This window comes from Acidocella sp. (assembly GCF_036489515.1).
Taxonomy (GTDB): domain Bacteria; phylum Pseudomonadota; class Alphaproteobacteria; order Acetobacterales; family Acetobacteraceae; genus Acidocella.
Genome location: NZ_DASXFO010000001.1, coordinates 1 through 18,524 on the forward strand (window position 1 = coordinate 1; position 18,524 = coordinate 18,524).

At 63.3% G+C, this 18,524-nt stretch carries 18 protein-coding genes; 12 read left to right on the forward strand and 6 right to left on the reverse strand.

Features of this window, described 5'->3' with window-relative positions:
* The 6 genes from VGG47_RS00005 to gph all read right to left on the reverse strand — a co-directional run.
* On the reverse strand, window positions 1-1,179 hold a 1,179-nt coding region (locus tag VGG47_RS00005), incomplete at its 3' end, for a SufS family cysteine desulfurase (RefSeq protein WP_331534790.1).
* Complete coding sequence (sufD, locus tag VGG47_RS00010) at window positions 1,176-2,273, reverse strand: Fe-S cluster assembly protein SufD (RefSeq protein ID WP_331534791.1); 1,098 nt, start codon at window positions 2,271-2,273, stop codon at window positions 1,176-1,178. The genes sufD and VGG47_RS00005, both read right to left, overlap by 4 nt.
* Before the next feature lie 2 nt (window positions 2,274-2,275).
* A complete protein-coding gene (gene sufC / locus VGG47_RS00015; RefSeq protein ID WP_331534792.1) occupies window positions 2,276-3,022 on the reverse strand; it encodes a Fe-S cluster assembly ATPase SufC in 747 nt (248 codons plus the stop codon).
* Between the two features lie 54 nt (window positions 3,023-3,076).
* Window positions 3,077-4,528: a Fe-S cluster assembly protein SufB gene (gene sufB / locus VGG47_RS00020; protein ID WP_331534793.1), complete on the reverse strand. Its 1,452-nt coding sequence runs from the start codon at window positions 4,526-4,528 to the stop codon at window positions 3,077-3,079.
* Entirely contained in the window at window positions 4,528-4,980 is a 453-nt protein-coding gene (locus tag VGG47_RS00025) for an SUF system Fe-S cluster assembly regulator (RefSeq protein ID WP_331534794.1), read from the reverse strand. The genes sufB and VGG47_RS00025 overlap by 1 nt, the downstream gene beginning before the upstream one ends.
* Window positions 4,981-5,042: 62 nt before the next feature.
* Window positions 5,043-5,675 (reverse strand): phosphoglycolate phosphatase, encoded by a 633-nt coding sequence (gene gph, locus VGG47_RS00030; protein ID WP_331534795.1) that lies wholly within the window; start codon window positions 5,673-5,675, stop codon window positions 5,043-5,045.
* A gap of 198 nt (window positions 5,676-5,873) precedes the next feature.
* Between gph and glmS the strand changes: the two genes are divergently transcribed.
* The 12 genes from glmS to VGG47_RS00090 all read left to right on the forward strand — a co-directional run.
* Entirely contained in the window at window positions 5,874-7,697 is a 1,824-nt protein-coding gene (gene glmS, locus VGG47_RS00035; RefSeq protein WP_331534796.1) for a glutamine--fructose-6-phosphate transaminase (isomerizing), read from the forward strand.
* 682 nt (window positions 7,698-8,379) lie between these two features.
* Entirely contained in the window at window positions 8,380-8,898 is a 519-nt protein-coding gene (locus VGG47_RS00040) for an FAD binding domain-containing protein (protein ID WP_408841188.1), read from the forward strand.
* A 79-nt stretch (window positions 8,899-8,977) separates the two neighbouring features.
* Complete coding sequence (locus VGG47_RS00045) at window positions 8,978-9,286, forward strand: hypothetical protein (RefSeq protein ID WP_331534809.1); 309 nt, start codon at window positions 8,978-8,980, stop codon at window positions 9,284-9,286.
* 56 nt (window positions 9,287-9,342) lie between these two features.
* Window positions 9,343-10,050, forward strand: coding sequence for a FadR/GntR family transcriptional regulator (locus VGG47_RS00050; RefSeq protein ID WP_331534797.1), 708 nt, complete (start codon window positions 9,343-9,345; stop codon window positions 10,048-10,050).
* Between the two features lie 251 nt (window positions 10,051-10,301).
* Window positions 10,302-10,928, forward strand: a complete 627-nt coding sequence (locus VGG47_RS00055) for a chemotaxis protein CheX (RefSeq protein WP_331534798.1) — start codon at window positions 10,302-10,304, stop codon at window positions 10,926-10,928.
* Between the two features lie 171 nt (window positions 10,929-11,099).
* A complete protein-coding gene (locus VGG47_RS00060) occupies window positions 11,100-12,935 on the forward strand; it encodes a methyl-accepting chemotaxis protein (protein ID WP_331534799.1) in 1,836 nt (611 codons plus the stop codon).
* Window positions 12,928-14,454 (forward strand): chemotaxis protein CheW, encoded by a 1,527-nt coding sequence (locus VGG47_RS00065; protein ID WP_331534800.1) that lies wholly within the window; start codon window positions 12,928-12,930, stop codon window positions 14,452-14,454. Before VGG47_RS00060 ends, VGG47_RS00065 begins: the two co-directional genes overlap by 8 nt.
* Window positions 14,451-15,542 (forward strand): chemotaxis-specific protein-glutamate methyltransferase CheB, encoded by a 1,092-nt coding sequence (gene cheB / locus VGG47_RS00070; RefSeq protein ID WP_331534801.1) that lies wholly within the window; start codon window positions 14,451-14,453, stop codon window positions 15,540-15,542. The genes VGG47_RS00065 and cheB overlap by 4 nt, the downstream gene beginning before the upstream one ends.
* Entirely contained in the window at window positions 15,532-16,164 is a 633-nt protein-coding gene (locus tag VGG47_RS00075) for a HEAT repeat domain-containing protein (protein ID WP_331534802.1), read from the forward strand. The genes cheB and VGG47_RS00075 overlap by 11 nt, the downstream gene beginning before the upstream one ends.
* 9 nt (window positions 16,165-16,173) lie before the next feature.
* Complete coding sequence (locus tag VGG47_RS00080; RefSeq protein ID WP_331534803.1) at window positions 16,174-17,007, forward strand: CheR family methyltransferase; 834 nt, start codon at window positions 16,174-16,176, stop codon at window positions 17,005-17,007.
* Complete coding sequence (locus VGG47_RS00085) at window positions 17,000-17,389, forward strand: response regulator transcription factor (RefSeq protein ID WP_331534804.1); 390 nt, start codon at window positions 17,000-17,002, stop codon at window positions 17,387-17,389. The genes VGG47_RS00080 and VGG47_RS00085 overlap by 8 nt, the downstream gene beginning before the upstream one ends.
* Window positions 17,386-18,524 (forward strand): Hpt domain-containing protein (locus VGG47_RS00090; RefSeq protein ID WP_331534805.1); only part of this gene is annotated, 1,139 nt, incomplete at its 3' end. The genes VGG47_RS00085 and VGG47_RS00090, both read left to right, overlap by 4 nt.

The window sequence follows — 18,524 nt, forward strand, 5'->3', positions numbered from 1 at the left end:
GTAACAGGCGAACGAGGCGCGGGCCGTCGCCGGAATACTGAAGAAATCCATCACCGGTTGGGCGCAGTGGTGGCCGGTGCGCACGGCGACCCCTTCGGCATCCAGGATGGTTCCCAGATCATGGGGATGGATGCCGTCCAATACAAACGAGACCACCGCCGCCTTGTCTTTGGCGGTACCGATGAGGCGCAGGCCGGGGATCGCCGTGAGGGCCGCGGTTGCGGCCTCGAGCAGCCCGTGTTCATGGGCGCCGATCGCCTCGATTCCCAGCGACTCGACGTAGTCGATGGCAGCGCCCAGACCCACCGCGCCGGAAATGTTGGGTGTTCCGGCCTCGAACTTGTAGGGCAGGTCGTTGTAGGTCGTGCGCTCGAAGGTCACGGTGAGAATCATGTCGCCGCCGCCCTGCCAGGGCGGCATTTCCCGGAGCAGTTCCTCGCGACCATAGAGCACGCCGATGCCGGTGGGGCCGTAGAGCTTGTGCCCGGAGAAGACGTAGAAATCAGCGTCGATGGCCTGCACGTCGATGCGGCGATGCACCACCGCCTGCGACCCGTCGAGCAGGATTCTTGCGCCCCGCTCATGCGCGAACGCCGCCAGGCGCTCGGCCGGGGTGTAGCTGCCGAGCACGTTGGACATGTGCGTGACGGCGAGCAGTTTGACCTTGCCGTCAGCGAACTGTTCCTCCAGCGAGGCGAAGTCCAACTCGCCTTCGTCGGTGATCTTGGCGATGCGCAGCTCTATGCCATGCGCGTCCCGCAGCATCTGCCACGGGACGAGGTTCGCGTGATGCTCCATCTCGGAGACCACGATCGCATCGCCGGACCGCAAAGCGGTGCGCCCATAAGTATAGGCGACGAGGTTGATCGCCTCCGTGGCGTTGCGGGTGAAGACGATCTCCTCCCGCGACGCCGCGTTCAGCAAGGCGGCGGTCTTGTCGCGCACGGCCTCATAGGCGTCGGAGGTTTTCTCCGACATGTAGTGCAAGCCGCGATGCACGTTAGCGTATTGCGCTTCCATCACATGCACCATGGCATCGATCACCGCGCGCGGCTTTTGGGCCGAGGCGGCGGAGTCCAGGAAGACCAGCTTCTTGCCATGGACTTGGGCATCGAGGATCGGAAAATCCTTGCGGATTTTCGCGATCTCGAATGGCATGGATTTCAGCGCGACACTCATGCGGCCCACCAGCTTTCGATGGCGGCCTCGAACATCTCACGCGCCACCTCATGCGTGACCGGCTCAAGCGCCTCGTGCAGGAAGGCGCGGATCAGGATCGAGCGCGCTTCCGCCTCCGCGATGCCGCGCGAGCGCAGATAGAAGATCTGCTCCGGGTCGAGCGCACCGATGGTCGCACCATGGCTGCATTTCACGTCATCGGCGAAAATCTGCAGCTCCGGCTTGATGTCCATCTCCGCTGTAGCTGAGAGCAACAGCGCCTGGTTCATCTGGTAGCCGTCGGTCTTCTGCGCGATCTGGTCGACCTCGATGCGGCCCTGGAAGACGCCGCGCGCGGCATCGTCGAGCACCGATTTCACGGTCTGGCGTGAGGTGCAGTTCGGCGCCTTATGATTCACCACCGAAGTGAAATCGCCATGCTGGGTGCCACGCAGCAGCTGCGCCGCGTTGAGATGCGTATGCGCCTGCGGCCCCGTCAACGTGGCATGGAATTCCGCACGCGAGAGCTTCGCCCCCATGACCGCGGTGAAGGCCTCATAAGCCCCGTTCGCGGCGATGTCCGCGCGGATGGTGGCGAGATGGAACGCCTCCGTGCTTTCCGCCTGCAGGCGGAAATGCGACAGCGTCGCGCCCTCCCCCACGACAACGTCGGTGACCGGATTGTGCCAGTACACGCCTTCGCCCTTGTTGATCTCGATGATCGTGAGCTTGGCGCCCGCGCCGAGCGTGATGCGGTGGCGCGGATGGAACGCGAAAGGTTCTGCGCCGGCAGCGTAGGACACCAGAACGATCGCCCCGGCATCGACACCTTCCGGCACCGAAAGCGTGATGCCGTCGGCCGCGTGTTCCGCATTGATCAGCGGCAGCGGCAGCGTCGACTCTTCCGCGAACGTCGCGAAAGGCTTCACATAGGGAAAGCTCGAGGAAAGCGTCTCGCTGAACACGCCGTTCAGGAATACCAGACGCGGCAGACCGAGATCCGGCAACGCCGCCACGCCGGTGACCGGCGGAGCGGAAACAAAACTAATGGCAGAGAGCGGCCGCAGATCGGTGTAGCGGAACGCCTCCAACTTACGGGTCGGAAGGGCAGTCATGATCAGGCTGCTTCTTCCAGCCCGGCATAGCCGCGGGCTTCCAGTTCCTTGGCCAGTTCCGGGCCGCCGGAGCGCACGATGCGGCCGGCCGCCAACACGTGCACGCGATCAGGCACGATATGGTCGAGCAGGCGCTGATAGTGGGTGATGACCAGCGACGAGAATTTCGGCCCGCGCAGCGCGTTCACGCCGTCGGCGACGATTTTCAGCGCGTCGATGTCGAGGCCGGAATCGGTCTCGTCGAGGATCGCCAGGCCCGGCTGCAACAGCGCCATCTGCAGCACCTCGTTGCGCTTTTTCTCACCGCCGGAGAAGCCGACATTGACGTTGCGCTTGAGCATGTCGTCCTGCATCGAGAGCGACTTGACCGCGGCGCGCGCCAGCTTCAGGAAAGCCACCGCGTCCAGCTCGTCCTCGCCGCGGGCGCGGCGCACGGCGTTCAGCGCGGTGCGGATGAAGTTGGCGTTGCCCACGCCCGGCAGTTCCACCGGATACTGGAAGGCGAGAAACACGCCGGCGGCGGCACGCTCTTCCGGCTCCATGGCCAGCAGGTCCTGGCCGTTATAGATCACCTCGCCGCCCGTGACCTCATAGCCCTCACGGCCCGAAAGCACATAGGACAGCGTGGACTTGCCGGCGCCGTTCGGGCCCATGATGGCGTGGATCTGGCCATCGGGAACCACCAGGTCAACACCGCGCAGAATTTCCTTGTCTTCAATCCGCGCCGTCAGATTTTTAATTTCAAGCATTTTTAGCCTACCGAACCTTCCAATGACACTGCCAGCAGTTTCTGCGCTGCACTTTTAGCCCACTGAGCCTTCCAATGAGACGGCCAGCAATTTCTGTGCTTCAACAGCAAACTCCATGGGCAATTCCTTCAACACATCCTTGCAGAACCCGTTCACGATGAGCCCGACCGCATCCTCTTCCGAGAGGCCGCGCGAGCGGCAATAGAAGAGCTGATCATCGGCGATCTTCGAGGTCGTCGCCTCGTGCTCGATCTTCGCCGAGGGGTTCCGGTTTTCGATATACGGCACCGTGTGCGCGCCGCACTGGTCGCCGATCAGCAGTGAGTCGCACTGCGTGAAATTACGCGCATTCGTGGCGCCGGGCATGATCTTCACCAGGCCGCGATAGGTGTTGTTCGAATGGCCGGCAGAAATACCCTTGGAGATGATCGTCGAGCTGGTGTTCTTGCCGATATGGATCATCTTCGTGCCGGTATCGGCCTGCTGATAGTTATGCGTCAGCGCCACCGAGTAGAACTCGCCCACCGAGCCATCGCCCTGCAGGATGCAGGATGGATATTTCCAGGTGACGGCGGAACCGGTTTCCACCTGCGTCCAGGAAATCTTCGAATTCTTGCCACGGCAGGCGCCGCGCTTGGTGACGAAATTGTAGATCCCGCCTTTGCCGTCGGCATCGCCGGGATACCAGTTCTGCACGGTGGAATATTTGATCTTGGCGTCGTCCATCGCCACCAGCTCAACCACGGCGGCATGCAGCTGGTTCTCATCGCGCATCGGCGCGGTGCAGCCTTCGAGGTAGGAGACGCTGGCGCCGTCCTCGGCGATGATCAGCGTGCGCTCGAACTGGCCGGTATTGCGCGCATTGATGCGGAAATAGGTGGACAGCTCCATCGGGCAGCGCACCCCCTTGGGGATGAACACGAAGCTGCCATCGGAGAACACGGCGGAGTTCAGCGCCGAGAAGAAATTGTCGCCGACCGGGACCACCGAGCCGAGATATTTGCGCACCAGCTCAGGATGCTCGCGCACCGCCTCGGAGATCGGGCAGAAGATCACGCCGACCTTGGCCAGAGATTCACGGAAGGTGGTGGCGACCGACACCGAGTCGAACACCGCATCCACCGCCACGCCGGCCAGTGCCGCGCGCTCGTTCAGCGGAATGCCGAGCTTCTCGTACATCGCGATCAGGTCGGGATCGACCTCGTCGAGCGATTTCGGCGCCGGGCCGGACGGTGCGGCGTAATAATAGATGTCGTTATAGTCGATCTTCGGATAGGAGACGCGCGCCCAGTTCGGCTCCTCCATGCTCTTCCAGGTCTCGTAGGCTTTCAGGCGCCAGGCGAGCATCCATTCCGGCTCCTGCTTCTTCGCAGAAATCAGACGGACGATCTCCTCATTGAGTCCCTTCGGGAACTCATCCATAGCGATCTCGGTGGAGAAACCGTATTTGTATTTTGTGGCGTTCAACGCCTCGACGGTTTCGCGGGTTTCAGCAGTGGCAGACATCAGGCGACCTCATTGAAAGATGCAGTGACCGGCGGGCGCAGCGCGCGGGGAATCGAAGCGGCGGCCATGTCGGCGAGGGAGATATTCGAGAGCGCATACCGGATCGCGTCGTTCACCGGGTTCCAGCGACCGGCCATGGGGCAGAGCAAATGGCTATCGCACCCCTCGACCCCGTCGACACAGGACGTCAGCGCGATCGGCCCGTCGATCGCCACGATCACCTCGGAAATGGCGACCTCGCTCAGCGGACGCCCCAGGCGGTAGCCGCCATGCGCGCCACGGGTCGAGGTGACAAGCCCCTGCCCCGCCAGCGCCTTGAGCACCTTGGCGACGGTCGGTTCGGGGATGCCAATCGAGGCCGAGATTCCCGGCGACGTCGCGACCCCCTCGGCGGCGCTGAGGCGCACCAGGACGACGACGGCGTAATCGGTCAGGCGTGACAATCTCAGCATGTGCGCTCCGATACTGGACCTGTTTGGTCCTGATTATCAGATGGGCCTCTGAGCGCACGACGTCAACCCATTTGCGCAACCAAACCGGGCAAATCAAGCGCTTTATCGATGGTATGGCTGCCCTGCGCTTTTCCATACCCCCAGCTCACGAAAATGCTCGGCACGCCGAGCCCGGCGGCGGCGGCGATGTCGTTGGCGTGGTCACCGACCATGACCGCACGCTCCGGCGCGGCGCCCAGCGCCTGCAGCACCGCGGCCAGGTGCTTCGGGTTCGGCTTGCGGTAGGCCGTGGAATCGCCGCCGACGATGGCGCGGAAATATTTGTCCAACCCTAGCGCCGCCAGCACATTGCGGGCGGCCACCACCGGCTTGTTGGTGCACACGCCGAGCGGATGGCCGGCCTCGCTCAACACCTGCAGGGCCTCGACGATGCCGGGATAGGGCACGGTCTCGACCACGGCGTTTGCCTCGTAATCGGCGATGAAGGCGGCCACGTGGTCCTCATGCGCGGCGTGGCCGCGGGCAGCGAAGCCGCGCTCCACCAGCGCCTTGGCGCCATCGCCGATCATGCTCTGCACCTCCGCCGTGGTCAGCGGCGCCAGCCCTTCTTCTGCCAGCACGCGGTTGAGCGCAGCCCGGATGTCCGGGTCGGAATCGATGAGAGTGCCATCCAGGTCGAACACCACAGCGCGCATGAAATACTCCGTCACATCAATTGACTTTCCTAGAGCGGGTTCCGTTCGCTTATGCTCACGGAACCTGCTCTAGGTCTTTGTTTAAGCGAGCAACTTCATCCGATCTAATGAATTCATTCGATCGGATGTTGCTCTAGGCTTTGACACGGAGCGGCGACGGACGCTACCGCCGGAAGAGAATAGAAGGGATACAAATCTATGTGCGGCATTGTGGGCGTGGTGGGCACTGGAGCGGCGGCGCCTCTGCTTTTGGATGGCTTGAAGCGCCTGGAATATCGCGGTTATGACAGCGCCGGCATCGCCACGCTGGTCAACGGGCATATCGAGCGCCGCCGCGCCGAGGGCAAGCTCGTCAATCTCACCGAAGCCCTGGAGCGGCAGCCACTGCCGGGCGTCACCGGCATCGGCCATACGCGCTGGGCGACCCATGGTGCCCCCACCGAATCGAACGCGCATCCGCACGGCACCGCCCGGGTCGCGGTGGTGCATAATGGCATCATCGAGAACCACGCCGAACTGCGTGCCGAACTGGAAGCTGCAGGCCAGGAATTCTCCACCGACACCGACACCGAGACGGTGGCGCAGCTGCTCGACCTGCTGCTGAAACAGGGTTTTTCGCCGATCGAAGCGGCGAAGGCCGCCTTTGCGCGGCTGGAAGGCGCCTATGCCCTGGCGCTGATTTTCACCGGCCATTCCGAGCTGATGATCGGCGCGCAGCGCGGGGCGCCGCTGGCGGTGGGGTTTGGTGATCAGGAAATGTATCTGGGTTCCGATGCGTTGGCGCTCGCCCCCCTCACCCGCAAGATCGCCTATCTCGAAGACGGCGACTGCGTGGTGGTGACGCGCGAGAGCGCCACCTTCTTCGACCGCGCCGGCGCTGAGGTACAGCGTGCGGTAAAGCTCACCAATCTCACCGGCGCCTCCATCGGAAAGGGCAATTTCCGCCACTTCATGGAAAAGGAGCTGCACGAGCATCCGGTGGTGATCGGCGACGTGGTGCATCGGATGATCGATGCCGGCACGCGGCTGCCGATGTTGCCCGATCTGCCCTTCGACCTCGCGACCGTGCCGCGCCTGACCATGAGCGCCTGCGGCTCCGCCTATTATGCCGGTCTGACCGCCAAATTCTGGCTGGAGAGCCTGGCAAGGCTGCCGGTGGATGCGGATGTGGCGAGCGAATTCCGCTACCGCGCGCCGCCGCTGCCGCCCGGCGGGCTGGGAATGCTGGTCAGCCAGTCCGGCGAGACCGCCGACACGCTGGCGGCGCTGCGCTATATGCGCGCCGAGGGCCAGAAGATCCTGTCGATCCTCAACGTGCCGGAGAGCACCATGGCGCGCGAGAGCGACGCCATGCTGGAGACCATCGCCGGGCCGGAAATCGGCGTCGCCAGCACCAAGGCGTTCACCGCGCAGCTCACGGTCATGGCGGTGTTTGCGCTGAAAGTGGCGCTGGCGCGCGGCACATTGCCGGAGGCTGAAATCGCCCGGCTCTGCGACGTGCTGCGGGAAATCCCTGCCAAGGCTGCAGAAATTCTCGAGGATGACGGGCCGATCCGGCGGCTCGCGGCGCGCATCGCCGAAGCCCGCGACGTGCTCTATCTGGGCCGCGGGGGATGCTTTCCCATCGCACTGGAAGGTGCCTTGAAACTGAAGGAAATCAGCTACATCCACGCCGAGGGCTACGCCGCCGGCGAGATGAAGCACCGGCCGATCGCGCTCATCGACAAGGCCGTGCCGGTGATCGCCATCTGCCCCTCTGGCCCGCTCTTCGAGAAAACCGCCTCCAACCTGCAGGAGGCGGCGGCCCGCGGCGGGCAGATCGTGGTGTTCTCGGACCAAGCCGGCGCGGCAAAGCTGCACAGCATCGCCGCCGAGACGATCATCCTGCCCCAGATCGATCCCTTCGCCGCACCGATCCTCTACGCCATCCCGGTGCAGATGCTCGCCTATCACGTCGCGGTGCTGAAGGGCACGGATGTCGACCAGCCGCGCAACCTCGCCAAATCCGTCACCGTGGAGTGATGTTTTGCGCTGGGAAGCAGGGGCATGAGCTTCGTTAAGTTATGGATTTTTTTCAGATCAAAAGATGTCTCGTTTCAACGCCTTGAAAAGATGTGACAATTAAGTTTGGGGCTGACATAGATATCAACATAAGAAATTGATAAAAATGAATTTTTTAGCGCTTAGAGATCGAGCCAATTGTCATCATCAAATGTTCCTTTGTTCGATCCGCAAAGCGCCTGTTCCTTCGTCCCGACCTACCATCGACAAGCCACCGCGCGGAAATCTTGTCAGCGATGGCCTCTCGTAGAGGCCATCGCGCAGCGGCGCGTTAGCGTCCTTGACGAGATTGAGCACGGAGGCAGGCTGGTGGCAGGTCGGGGCGATGAAAGAAAACCCCCGGGCTCCGTCGGCCATCAGCCCGCGAGAGCACGCTGCCTCGCGGGCTGAGACGCAGGATCACGTGAATGGATCATGAGCGAGAGAACCTTCCTAACATTTTCGGCGTCAGAACAATATATCTCTTTTAGCGACATCAACTTTAACGGGTGTACGTGAGCGGGAGAACAGAGCCGCAGCCGGGGACGGACACATTGATCGATCTCCCCGGGCTAGGCTGGGAACCGATCCAGGCCACGGCAGATGGCTGACGTTCGCGGCCACCTGCCGCATCGCCGAGATTGCCCATGACCAGCCCCCGACAGTGGCTGAGGGAGGTTGGAACGCGTTCCCGCTGCTGAACGCGTGCTGCAACGCCTTCCTTGCCTCGTTCAAGATCTCGAATGTCGCGACAATCGGGGGGAATCTCTGCATGTCCCTGCCGGCCGGGCCGATGATCTCGCTAACGGCCGCGCTGGACAGCGTCTGCACGCTGTGGCCGCGCCGGGGCGCACCACGGACCGTGCCCGTGGTCGATTTCGTCACCGGCAACCATTCCAATGTCCTGCGGCCGGGAGAGCTGCTGCGCAGCATCCATGTGCCGGCCGCCTCCCTGCGCGAGCCTGTGGCGCTGCGTCAGGCCACGCTGACGAAGCTCGGCCGCTCTGCGGCGGCTGATCAACGCGCTCAGCTACCTGATCGGTGCGCCGCCCCGCACGCTTTCGGCCGAACTCGCGCCCGCGAAGCCGTTGCCGCCAATCCCGCCCGGCGTACCGATCGGGTTGCCGTCACAGCTCGCCGAACGCCGGCCCTATATCCGGCAGGCCGCGGCTCAGCTGCATGAGGCGACGGCAAATATCGGCGCCGCGTAGGCCGATTTCTATCCCGATGTCAGCCTCTCCGGCAGCTTCGATATCCAGGCGCTGGATGCGACCGGACTCGGCTTCTGGAACGCGCGGCAATATGCAGTCGGCCCGACGATCAGCCTGCCCTTGTTCGAAGGCGGACAATTGCGCGGCCAGCTCCGACTCCGCCGCGCGCAGCAGAAGCAGGCGGTGATCGACTACCGGCGCACCAGCGCAGTACGCACAAGGTGCCGCAGACTTCCTCAACGTGCTGAACGCCGACGACCGACACGGATGTCGCGATCGCGCAGATCTACACCGCGCTCGGCGGCGGATGGGAGAACATATTTCCGACATCGCATTGAAAGATCGGGTCACCCCATCTAAGGCCGGGACGACCGGATGCGCCGCCTTACGGCGCCCCAACGGGAGATAACGTCAAAATGGTCAAGGAATTCGCTCTGCCCCAGGCGTCGCGCCGGTCCCTCGTCAGTTCGGTGATCGAGGCGATCCGCGCGCAGGTGGAAACCGGCGCCTGGCCCATCGGTGAGCGTATCCCCAAGGAAGCGGAACTCGCCGAGAAGCTTCAGGTGAGCCGCAACACAGTGCGCGAGGCGGTCAGCGTGCTGTCGCATGCTAACGTCCTTGAGGTCCGACAGGGCGACGGTACCTATGTCCGCTCCAATATCGATCCCGCCGAAATCATGCGGCGTGTCAGCCGCGCGGGCAGTCTCGCGCATTTCGAGATTCGCGCCATCCTCGAGCAGGGCCCGGCAAGGCTCGCCGCCATGCGGCGCACCGAGGCGGAGGTGAAAGAGCTCACCCGCCTGTTCGAGGAGCGGGGAGACGCTCCGGCGAAGGAGGACTTAGCGACCTTCGCCGAGCGCGATATCGCCTTCCATTTCGGCATCGTCCGTGCCTCACACAACGAGGCACTCGAGGAGTTGTTCCGCTATTTCGCCGCGTCCGCGATCGCGAACACGCATGCGTTGCTGAACGAGCTGGAGCATCTGGGGCAAGGTGCCGACAAGGCCATGCACGAGGCCATCCTGCGCGCGATCGAGGCGGGCCTCCCTGACCAGGCCGCGGAGGCCGTGCAGACGCTGATGAAGAGCATCACGACCAGCGTCGCCGAGCTACCAAATCGATGATCAGCTCGAACGCTTGAAAGAGCTGGAGGCGGAGACCGCGCGGCTTGGCATTCGAACCAGGCAGGAATATTACCGTAATCGGGCTCAGGGATTTGTCGCCGATCTTTAAGGGCCCGTCTTTAAGGACCACGGGCGGAACGAAGAGACTTCTCCACGTCGGAGGTTAATGTAAAAGGGGACGGCTTTGCTCTACGTCTTTGCAGGGTTGCCGCTCCTGATATTTTTCTGGACCCGTCGGTAGGATCACAAATTTGTCATCATCCACCAACTTCTTAACCGAACTCGAATTCGATGCTTTGACAGAATTGATAAATATCGGGGTCAGTCGTGCGGCTAACAGTCTGCGCGAACTTGTGGGCGAGCAGGTTCATCTGACGGTTCCTTCGCTCGCCATTCTTTTGCGGCCCGAAGCCGCTGAACTGATCAGTCCGAGCAATGCCAACCTTCTCGTGGCCGTCCGGCAGGGCTTTCAAGGGGAGTTTTCCGGCTGCGCCCTGTTGATTTTCCCGGAGACCAACAGCCTCGAGCTGGTCCGTGCGGTCACCGCAGGCGATTTATCTCTGGAGGATATCATCGAGCTGGAGCAGGAGGCGCTGGCCGAGATTGGCAATATTATTCTGAATGGCTGCATGGCGACCATTGCCAACCTTCTGGAGCGCAGCCTGACGATGTCTCTGCCGGAAATTGTCCGCGGCAGCGGCTTGGATTTTTTCGATCTCTCGCCATCCGAGGTGGATGACGGCATTTTGTTCGTGCGCATTAATTTCAGCCTCAAGGGCCGCGAGATCAGCGGCTACGTCGCCATCGTCCTGGATTTCCTGTCGCTGGAGACATTGCGCATTCTGGTTGCAGATTTTATCAAAAAAACAGAAATTTAGATGTTTTGGTTGCAAAACCCAGGGCTCGCCGACACCTAAAATTAAGACTATCAACGAAATGAACTGCGGGGGGGAGATTCTGATGGCTTTGGTAAAAAAGTCTAAAATTTCAGCCGTGAGACCGACACCCGCAGTACGACGCAGCGTATCTCCCCCTTCCGGCCGCAGCCGGTGACATCGGGTCCTGCGCCAGAATATGATGAGCAGAAACGGGCCGCTGAACGTGTCGCGGCGGCGACCGAAGAGCTGGCGGCCGGGTTGAGCGAGGCCGCCGCTGCGGCCGAAGAGCTGCGCCGCGCCATGGAGCAGATCGCGGCCGGCGCCGAGGAGGCCGCGGGCGCTTCGCAGGAACAATCCGCTGCGATCAAAAACATCACGGCAAACCTCGCGCTGGCACGGGGCGAGAGCGAAGCCTGCGACCACAGGACGGCAGCTGTCCAGACCTTGTTGGCCGAAACCTCTGCCCAGATTACGGCGTCAGTGCGCTCGCTCGACCGGAATATCGCCCGCCAGCAAGCTTCGATCGTGGTGATTGCGGAACTGGAACGCCGGGCGCAGGCAATCGGCGAGATCACCCGCACGGTCAGCCGTATTTCCGACCAGACCAACCTGCTGGCGCTGAATGCCGCGATCGAAGCCGCCCGGGCCGGCGAGCAGGGACGCGGCTTTGCAGTTGTTGCCGAGGAAGTCCGTGCCTTGGCCGAAACCACCGAGAAGAGCGCGCAGGAGGTGCTGAATTTCGCGCAGACGAGCGAGCGCGACATCCTGGCTATCGTACAGACGGTCGCCGCGGCGGCGGAGGATGCGGCAGCGCAAACCAAAGCCGGCCTTTCGATTGCCGCTTCCCTGGATGATCTGCGCCAGGACATGATCGACATGACCCAGGCAGCACAGGAGATTCTCGCCGCCGCCAGCGGCATCGAGCATGCTGCAACCGAGGCCTTGCGCGGCGCCGAACAGGTCGCGAGTGCTGCCAGTGAACAGTCCGCCGCCGCCGACGAGGCCCAACGCGGCGTTCAGGAGCAGGCCAAGTCGCTTGATCAGGGGCAGATTGCCGCCCACTCCCTGGCCAAATTGGCCGAAGACTTGCTGAGCGCTAAAAACGGCGCCGCCGGTGCTCAGCAGATCGGCGCCGCCGCTGAGGAACTCTCCGCCACCGTTCAGGAACTTTCCGGTGCGGCGGCGCAAATCATGGTCGCCGTCGACCAGATCAATCGCGGCGCCCAGCAGCAGGCCGGGGCAACACAGCAAAGCTCCGCCGCCTTGTCGCAGATCGAGACGAGCGCGGGCCTCATCGAGCGCAACGCCAAGCGCGCGGCCGAGCACGCTACCGGCATGATTGCCGCCATTGGCAAAAACCGGCAGCTGGTGACGGCGCTGACCGACGGCGTGCGCCGCGCGCTGGCGCAAACCCGCGCCAGTCTGGACATGATTACCGGGCTCGATCAGGTCAGCCGGCGGATTGAGAAAGTCACGGATAAAATCGGGCTGGTCGCGGTGCAGACGACGATGCTGGCGGTCAGCGGCGCGGTGGAAGCGGCGCGCGCCGGCGAATCCGGCCGCGGCTTTGCCTTGGTATCGAGCGATATCAGGGGCCTGGCTTTGGAGGCAACCGACAGTGCGGATCAAGTGAAAGACACAGTGCGCGGCATCATCGAGCAGATCGCCTCAGTGCGCCGCAATCTCGACCATATCACCGAGGCCGGCGAGGCGGAGGCGGAGCGCAACGGTCTGTTATTCGGCGCTATCGACCGCATCGAGCTTGATCTGGCCGCCCTGGCGCAGGCCAACCAATCCATCCAAGGCGGCGCGCAGTCGATGTTCGCTTCGGTGTCGCAGAGCGTTGTGGGCGCACGGCAAATCGCCGCGGCGGCGGAAGAGGCGAGTTCGGCGTCGCGCCAGGCCGCCGTGACGGCCGGGCAGCAGGCCAAGGGGGCGGAAGATCTCGCCGCGGCGATCGAGGAAATTGCCTCGCTGGCCGACACGATCAACGCCGCGAATGGCTGACGGTTCTTCGCCCGCTTTGCCCGCCACCACGATCCGTCGCTTCCTGACGTTCCGGGTCGGCGGCCAGTGTTATGCACTTGCCGCCGAGGACGTCGCGGAAATCATCCATGTACCGCCTGTGGCGCGCTTGCCACAGGCCCCGCCGGCTTTGCTCGGCATGGCCAGCCTTCGGGGTTCGGTCATTGCCGTGGCAAGCGTGAAGACCATGCTGGGGGGCACCGGCGAAACGCTGGGCGATACCGCGCGCGCCATCGTGCTGGGCGGCGCCGCGCCGGCCGCCTTGGTGGTCGATGCGGTCGACACGATCGTCGCCCTCGATGAAACGCGGATCGAAACCCGCCAGGCGGCCCTGCCGGCGGCGGCCGGTGAGAAGCTGCTCAGCGCATTCTTCACCGGTGCCGCCCATGAGGCGGCAAAAATCCTCGACATTGCAAGCCTTCTCGCGGCCTCTTTCGTGCCGCGACAGAGTGTCAGAAGAAGCGCGCCGCGCCGTGACCCCGGCTCGCCCACGCAAGCCGAACCGGCGGCCGCGGCACCGACTTTGCTCGTCAGCTTCGAGGTCGCCGGTCAGGATTACGCTCTGCCCATGGAGGAGGTGCAGGAAATCATCGCCGTGCCCTCCGCCATCACCATCGTGCCGCGAACCGACCCCATGATCCTTGGCGTGATCGCACTGCGCGAAACCCTGTTGCCGCTGCTCTCATTGCACGGCCTGCTCGGCCTGGGGGCGCCGGAACTGGATTGGCGCGCCAAAATCATCGTCACATCCATATCCGGCGTACTGGTCGGTCTGGTCGCCGATAATGCGCGGGCGATCATGCATGCCGATCCGGCATCGATCCAGCCCGCGCCATCGGTGCTGGCGGCGCGCACCGGCGGAGAGGCCCGGATCCGTGCGATCCATCGCAACGCGTCCGGCGACCGGCTGACGGCAATTCTCGCCGCCGCAACTCTGTTCGGGGACGATGTCATGAAGCGGCTCGGCGACACGACGGCGCAGGCAATATCACCAACCCGCGGGCATGGAGGCCAGACGAAGTTGGCGCGGTTCCTCGTGTTCCGGCTGGGTGCGGAGGAATTCGGCCTGCCGATTGCGGCGGTCGACGAAATCGCCGCGGTGCCGGACAAAATCACGCGCCTGCCGAAAACGCCGAAATTTCTCGAAGGCGTGGTTAATCTGCGCGGCGACGTGGTTCCGGTGATCGATCAGCGCCGCCGCTTCGACATGCCGCGTTATGAGGGTGATCTGGCGCGCCGACGTCTGGTCGTGCTGCGCACCGCGTGCCACCGCGCCGGTTTGATCGTGGATAGCGTGTCGGAGGTTTTGTCAGCGCCGGAGAGCGAATTGGAGCCGGCGCCTTCACTTGCCGGTGAGCCCACGAGCCTGGTCCATGCCGTGCTCAATCTTGCGGGTGTTAACCGCATGATCTTGATCTGCAACCCTGAAGAATTGCTCAGCCGCGCCGAACGCGGCCTGTTGGAGAATTTTGCCGCCGCGCAGAAATCTGCAGCGACGTGATCAAGCTGCTGATCGTCGATGATTCCGCACTCGTGCGTAAATTGCTCGGCGGCATTTTTACGGCCGAACCTGATTTCGAGGTCCGCTTCGCCCGCAACGGCGCGGAGGCCCTGGAAGAGCTGCGGCGCATCCCTCCGGATGTCATCACGCTGGACATCCACATGCCGGACATGGACGGGCTGGAATGTCTGGAGCGGATCATGATCGAGCAGCCTTGTCCGGTCGTCATGGTCTCCTCCGTGACGCCGGAGGGTGCCGATACGACCCTGGAAGCCTTGCGCCGCGGTGCGGTGGATTTCTTCCCGAAACCCTCGCGTGCGCTCTCGCTCGGGATCGAGGAACTCGGCCCGCGGCTGGTCGAAATCGTCCGCGGCGCGGCGCGGGCCCGGTTGCGCAAAAGCCTGAACCTGCGCGAACGGGTGCGCCACCGGATCAGCCAGGTGCTGAAGGACGCGCCCGCCCCCGGCAATCCGCCTGCTGCCGCTTCGGCCCTTCAGGCGCATGGTGGCCTCGTGCTGGTCGGCACATCCACCGGCGGGCCGCCGGCACTCGAGGCGCTGTTGATCCCGCTGCGGATCGGCTTTCCCTGGCCGATCGTGGTGGCCCAGCACATGCCCGGCGGCTTTACCGGGCCGCTCGCGCGCCGGCTGGACGGGCTGTGCGCCCTGCCCGTGACCGAGCTTGCCGCACCCGCAGTTTTACGTCCGGGCCATGTTTATATTGGACGCGGCGATGCCGATATCACCATCTCCCGGCAGGACGAGGACCTGCTCGCGGCGAGCGTCCCGGCGGCACGCGACTATCCCTGGCATCCGAGCGTGGATCGCCTGGTGCGCAGCGCGATGGCGGTGGTGGGGCCAAACCGGCTGGTCGGGGTGCTGATGACGGGAATGGGCGATGATGGAGCGCAGGCAATGACGGCTTTGCATGCAGCAGGCGGCAGAACGATCGCGGAAGCCGAGGAAACCGCCGTGGTCTGGGGCATGCCGGGTGAGCTGGCCAAAGCCGGCGGCGCCGATTTTGTGCTGCCGCTCCGACAGATCGCGCGCCATCTCGAAAAATTATTGGCCCCGTTCCATGCCACTTAAAAAACCCATTACAGCGCCTGCCGCCGCTGCCAGAACGGCTGCCGGCCAGCAGGCGAAGGTCGCCGAATTGCGGGCAACATCGGCCGAGCAGCGCTGGGCCGCCGCGCGGAGCCTTAGCGGTTACGCCGGCGCGCTTGTCGCGTTGGAGGAGGCATTGGCGAACGAGACCGATCGACGCGTCCGGGCCGCGATTTTTACCAGCCTCGCCAGCATCGACAGCCAGGAAAGTTTTACCGTCGCTTTGCGGTATCTGCGCGCCGACGATGCCCAGCGCCACGGTGAAGCGCTGGAGGCCCTGAAATTAATGCCCGACCTGGCGCTTGAGAACCTCGAGCCCCTCCTGCACGACGCCGATACCGACGTCAGAATCCTCGCCTGCAACCTCGCGCGCGACCTCGCGTCGCCGCGCGCCGCACGATCGCTCGCCCAGCTGCTCCGGAGCGAACGGGATCTGAATGTTTGCGCCACCGCCATCGATGTGCTCGCGGAAACGGGGGATCCGGAAGACCTGGCCGGGCTCGATGCCTGCGCGGCGCGTTTCCCCGACGAGCCATTCCTGACGTTTTCCATCAAAACCGCTGCCCAGAGGATCAGATCGCGATCCAACCCGGCCGATGCGTGAGCTGCGCAGGTGACGGACAAGCAGTATCAACAATTCTGCGCCTATCTGTACCAGGAAACCGGAATGGCCTTTCCCGAGGCCAAACGCTATTACATTGAGCGGCGCGTCGCCGACCGCATGGCGGCGACCGCCTTGCCAAGCTTTGCCGCCTATTTCACGCATTTGCGCAGCCATGCCAGCGTCGAGCTGGCGCCGTTCATCAACGCGTTCACCGTCAATGAAACCTATTTTTACCGCGAGGATTACCAACTGCATTGTTTGACGAACGATCTGCTCCGGCGGCGGATCGCGCTCAAACCCATGCATCAGAGCCTGCGCCTCTGGTCGCTGCCTTGTTCGACCGGCGAGGAACCCTATTCCATCGCCATCTGGCTCCTGGAAAACTGGGACGAGGTCGATCATCACGATATCGAGATTCTCGGCTGCGACATCGACACCCAGGTGCTGCAAGCTGCCCGCGCGGGGGTCTATGGCAAGCGCGCGCTGATGCGCCTCAGCGAGGCGGTCATCGCCAAATATTTCGAGCGCCTGGATGAGGAGCGCTGGCGCATCATCCCCGATATCCGCGATTCCGTGGCGTTTTCGACGGCAAACGTCATAAATTCTAACGAAACCCAGCCCTATGGACGGTTCGACGTGATATTTTGCCGAAATATGCTGATCTATTTCGATGAGGCTTCGCGGCGCATCGCCGCCGAAAACCTGTACGAATCGCTGCTGCCCGGCGGCTATCTGTGCCTCGGCCACGCGGAATCCATGAGCCGGATTTCGGCTCTGTTCGAAGTCTGCCGCTACGATGACGCCATCGTCTACCAGCGGCCCGTGGAGGAACGCCATGATTGAAACCGGCGCGCGGCGCATTCTCATCATCGATGACGCCACGCTGGTGCGGATGTATTACCGCGAGGCGATCGAGCCCCACGGTTTTATCGTAGACGAGGCGTTCAACGGGCTGGAAGCGCTAGAAAAACTGTTGATCATGCCAGCGGATTTGCTTATCGTCGACGTCAATATGCCGAAAATGGACGGCCTGTCCTTCCTGCGCACCTTACGACGGCACGCCACCTCGATCTCGGCCATTCCGGCTCTGGTGACGAGCACCGAGGGGGCGCCTCATGATTTTGCCGCGGCGCGCGAGGCCGGCGCCAATTTCTATTTGGTCAAGCCGATCGCGCAAAAAATTCTGCTGGGCTATGTGCTGATGCTGTGCGGCATCCCGGCATGAACGAATTCATGGAGCAATTTCTGATCGAGTCGCGCGAGCTGATCGAGCAGGCGACGCATGATCTGCTGGCCCTCGAGCACGATCCCACCGACCGCGCCAGGCTCGACAGTGCTTTCAGGTCCTTTCATACCTTAAAGGGTGGCGCTGGCATTGTAGATTTTACGGCGATGGCGGATCTGGTCCACGCGATGGAAGATCTGCTCTCCGAGGTCCGAACAGAGCCCCAAACAGAGACCCGAACAGAGACCAGAGCGACCGCGCGGCCATTTTCCAAAAGGCTGATTGATTTATGCCTGTCGGGTCTGGATCAGATGACGCTGTGGCTGAATGCGGCGGAAGCGCTCGAAACATTTCCCGCGGATGCCGATGCCGCCGCGAGCCGCCTCGTGGCCGTGTTCAGGGCGCATACCGAGCAGGAGGCAGTCCCCCCTCATGGTGCCGCGGCGAGCCATATGCCGGGCACCACTGTCGCGGGTTCTCAGGCCGTGCCGGGCGAGCCGCTGCTGCCGCCGCATGCCGTCGCCGTGCTCAAGGCGCAGGCCGACCTGCTCGCTTTGCCGGTGGATGCGGGTGCTGCCGGGCGCAATGGTGCAGCCATCACCGTGATCCATAATATTCTGCGCCATTTTGGCTTGACCATGCCACCCCGCGATGCGGCCGCGGACAGTGCGGCGCAACCAAGCAGCATCCTGCCGCCCGGCGTGGAACCAGGCAATGCACGTGGCGAAGCGACGCGCGGGCTGCGCGTCGACACGGCGCGCATCGACAGCATCGTGAAGCTGGCCGGCGAATTGACGGTTGCGAAAAATGCCCTTGGCCACGCCATCGCGTTTCACGCCGCGGCGGACCAGAATCTACTCCGGCAGAACCTGCAAAAATCCCACGCGCAATTCGAACGCCTGACTTCGGAATTATTACGGGCAGCGTTAGGTGCGCGCGTGCTTCCCTTGCGCCAGGTTTTTCAGCGTTTTCCTCGGTTGGTCCGCGACATGGCGGCAGGCCTGGGCAAGCCGGTTCGGCTGGTGACACAAGGCGACGCGACGGAAGCCGACAAGACCGTGGTCGAGGCTTTGTTCGAGCCGATCCTGCATATATTGCGCAACGCGGTGGATCACGGGATCGAGCCAAGCGCGCA

Bases quoted from the DNA above. Each gene is read 5' to 3' on its own strand.
- sufD (WP_331534791.1), bottom strand. From the start codon at position 2,273: ATGACTGCCCTTCCGACCCGTAAGTTGGAGGCGTTCCGCTACACCGAT.
- gph (WP_331534795.1), bottom strand. From the start codon at position 5,675: ATGCGCGCTGTGGTGTTCGACCTGGATGGCACTCTCATCGATTCCGAC.
- VGG47_RS00065 (WP_331534800.1), top strand. From the start codon at position 12,928: ATGGCTGACGGTTCTTCGCCCGCTTTGCCCGCCACCACGATCCGTCGC.
- sufB (WP_331534793.1), bottom strand. From the start codon at position 4,528: ATGTCTGCCACTGCTGAAACCCGCGAAACCGTCGAGGCGTTGAACGCC.
- VGG47_RS00050 (WP_331534797.1), top strand. From the start codon at position 9,343: ATGGTCAAGGAATTCGCTCTGCCCCAGGCGTCGCGCCGGTCCCTCGTC.
- VGG47_RS00025 (WP_331534794.1), bottom strand. From the start codon at position 4,980: ATGCTGAGATTGTCACGCCTGACCGATTACGCCGTCGTCGTCCTGGTG.
- sufC (WP_331534792.1), bottom strand. From the start codon at position 3,022: ATGCTTGAAATTAAAAATCTGACGGCGCGGATTGAAGACAAGGAAATT.
- VGG47_RS00075 (WP_331534802.1), top strand. From the start codon at position 15,532: ATGCCACTTAAAAAACCCATTACAGCGCCTGCCGCCGCTGCCAGAACG.
- VGG47_RS00085 (WP_331534804.1), top strand. From the start codon at position 17,000: ATGATTGAAACCGGCGCGCGGCGCATTCTCATCATCGATGACGCCACG.
- glmS (WP_331534796.1), top strand. From the start codon at position 5,874: ATGTGCGGCATTGTGGGCGTGGTGGGCACTGGAGCGGCGGCGCCTCTG.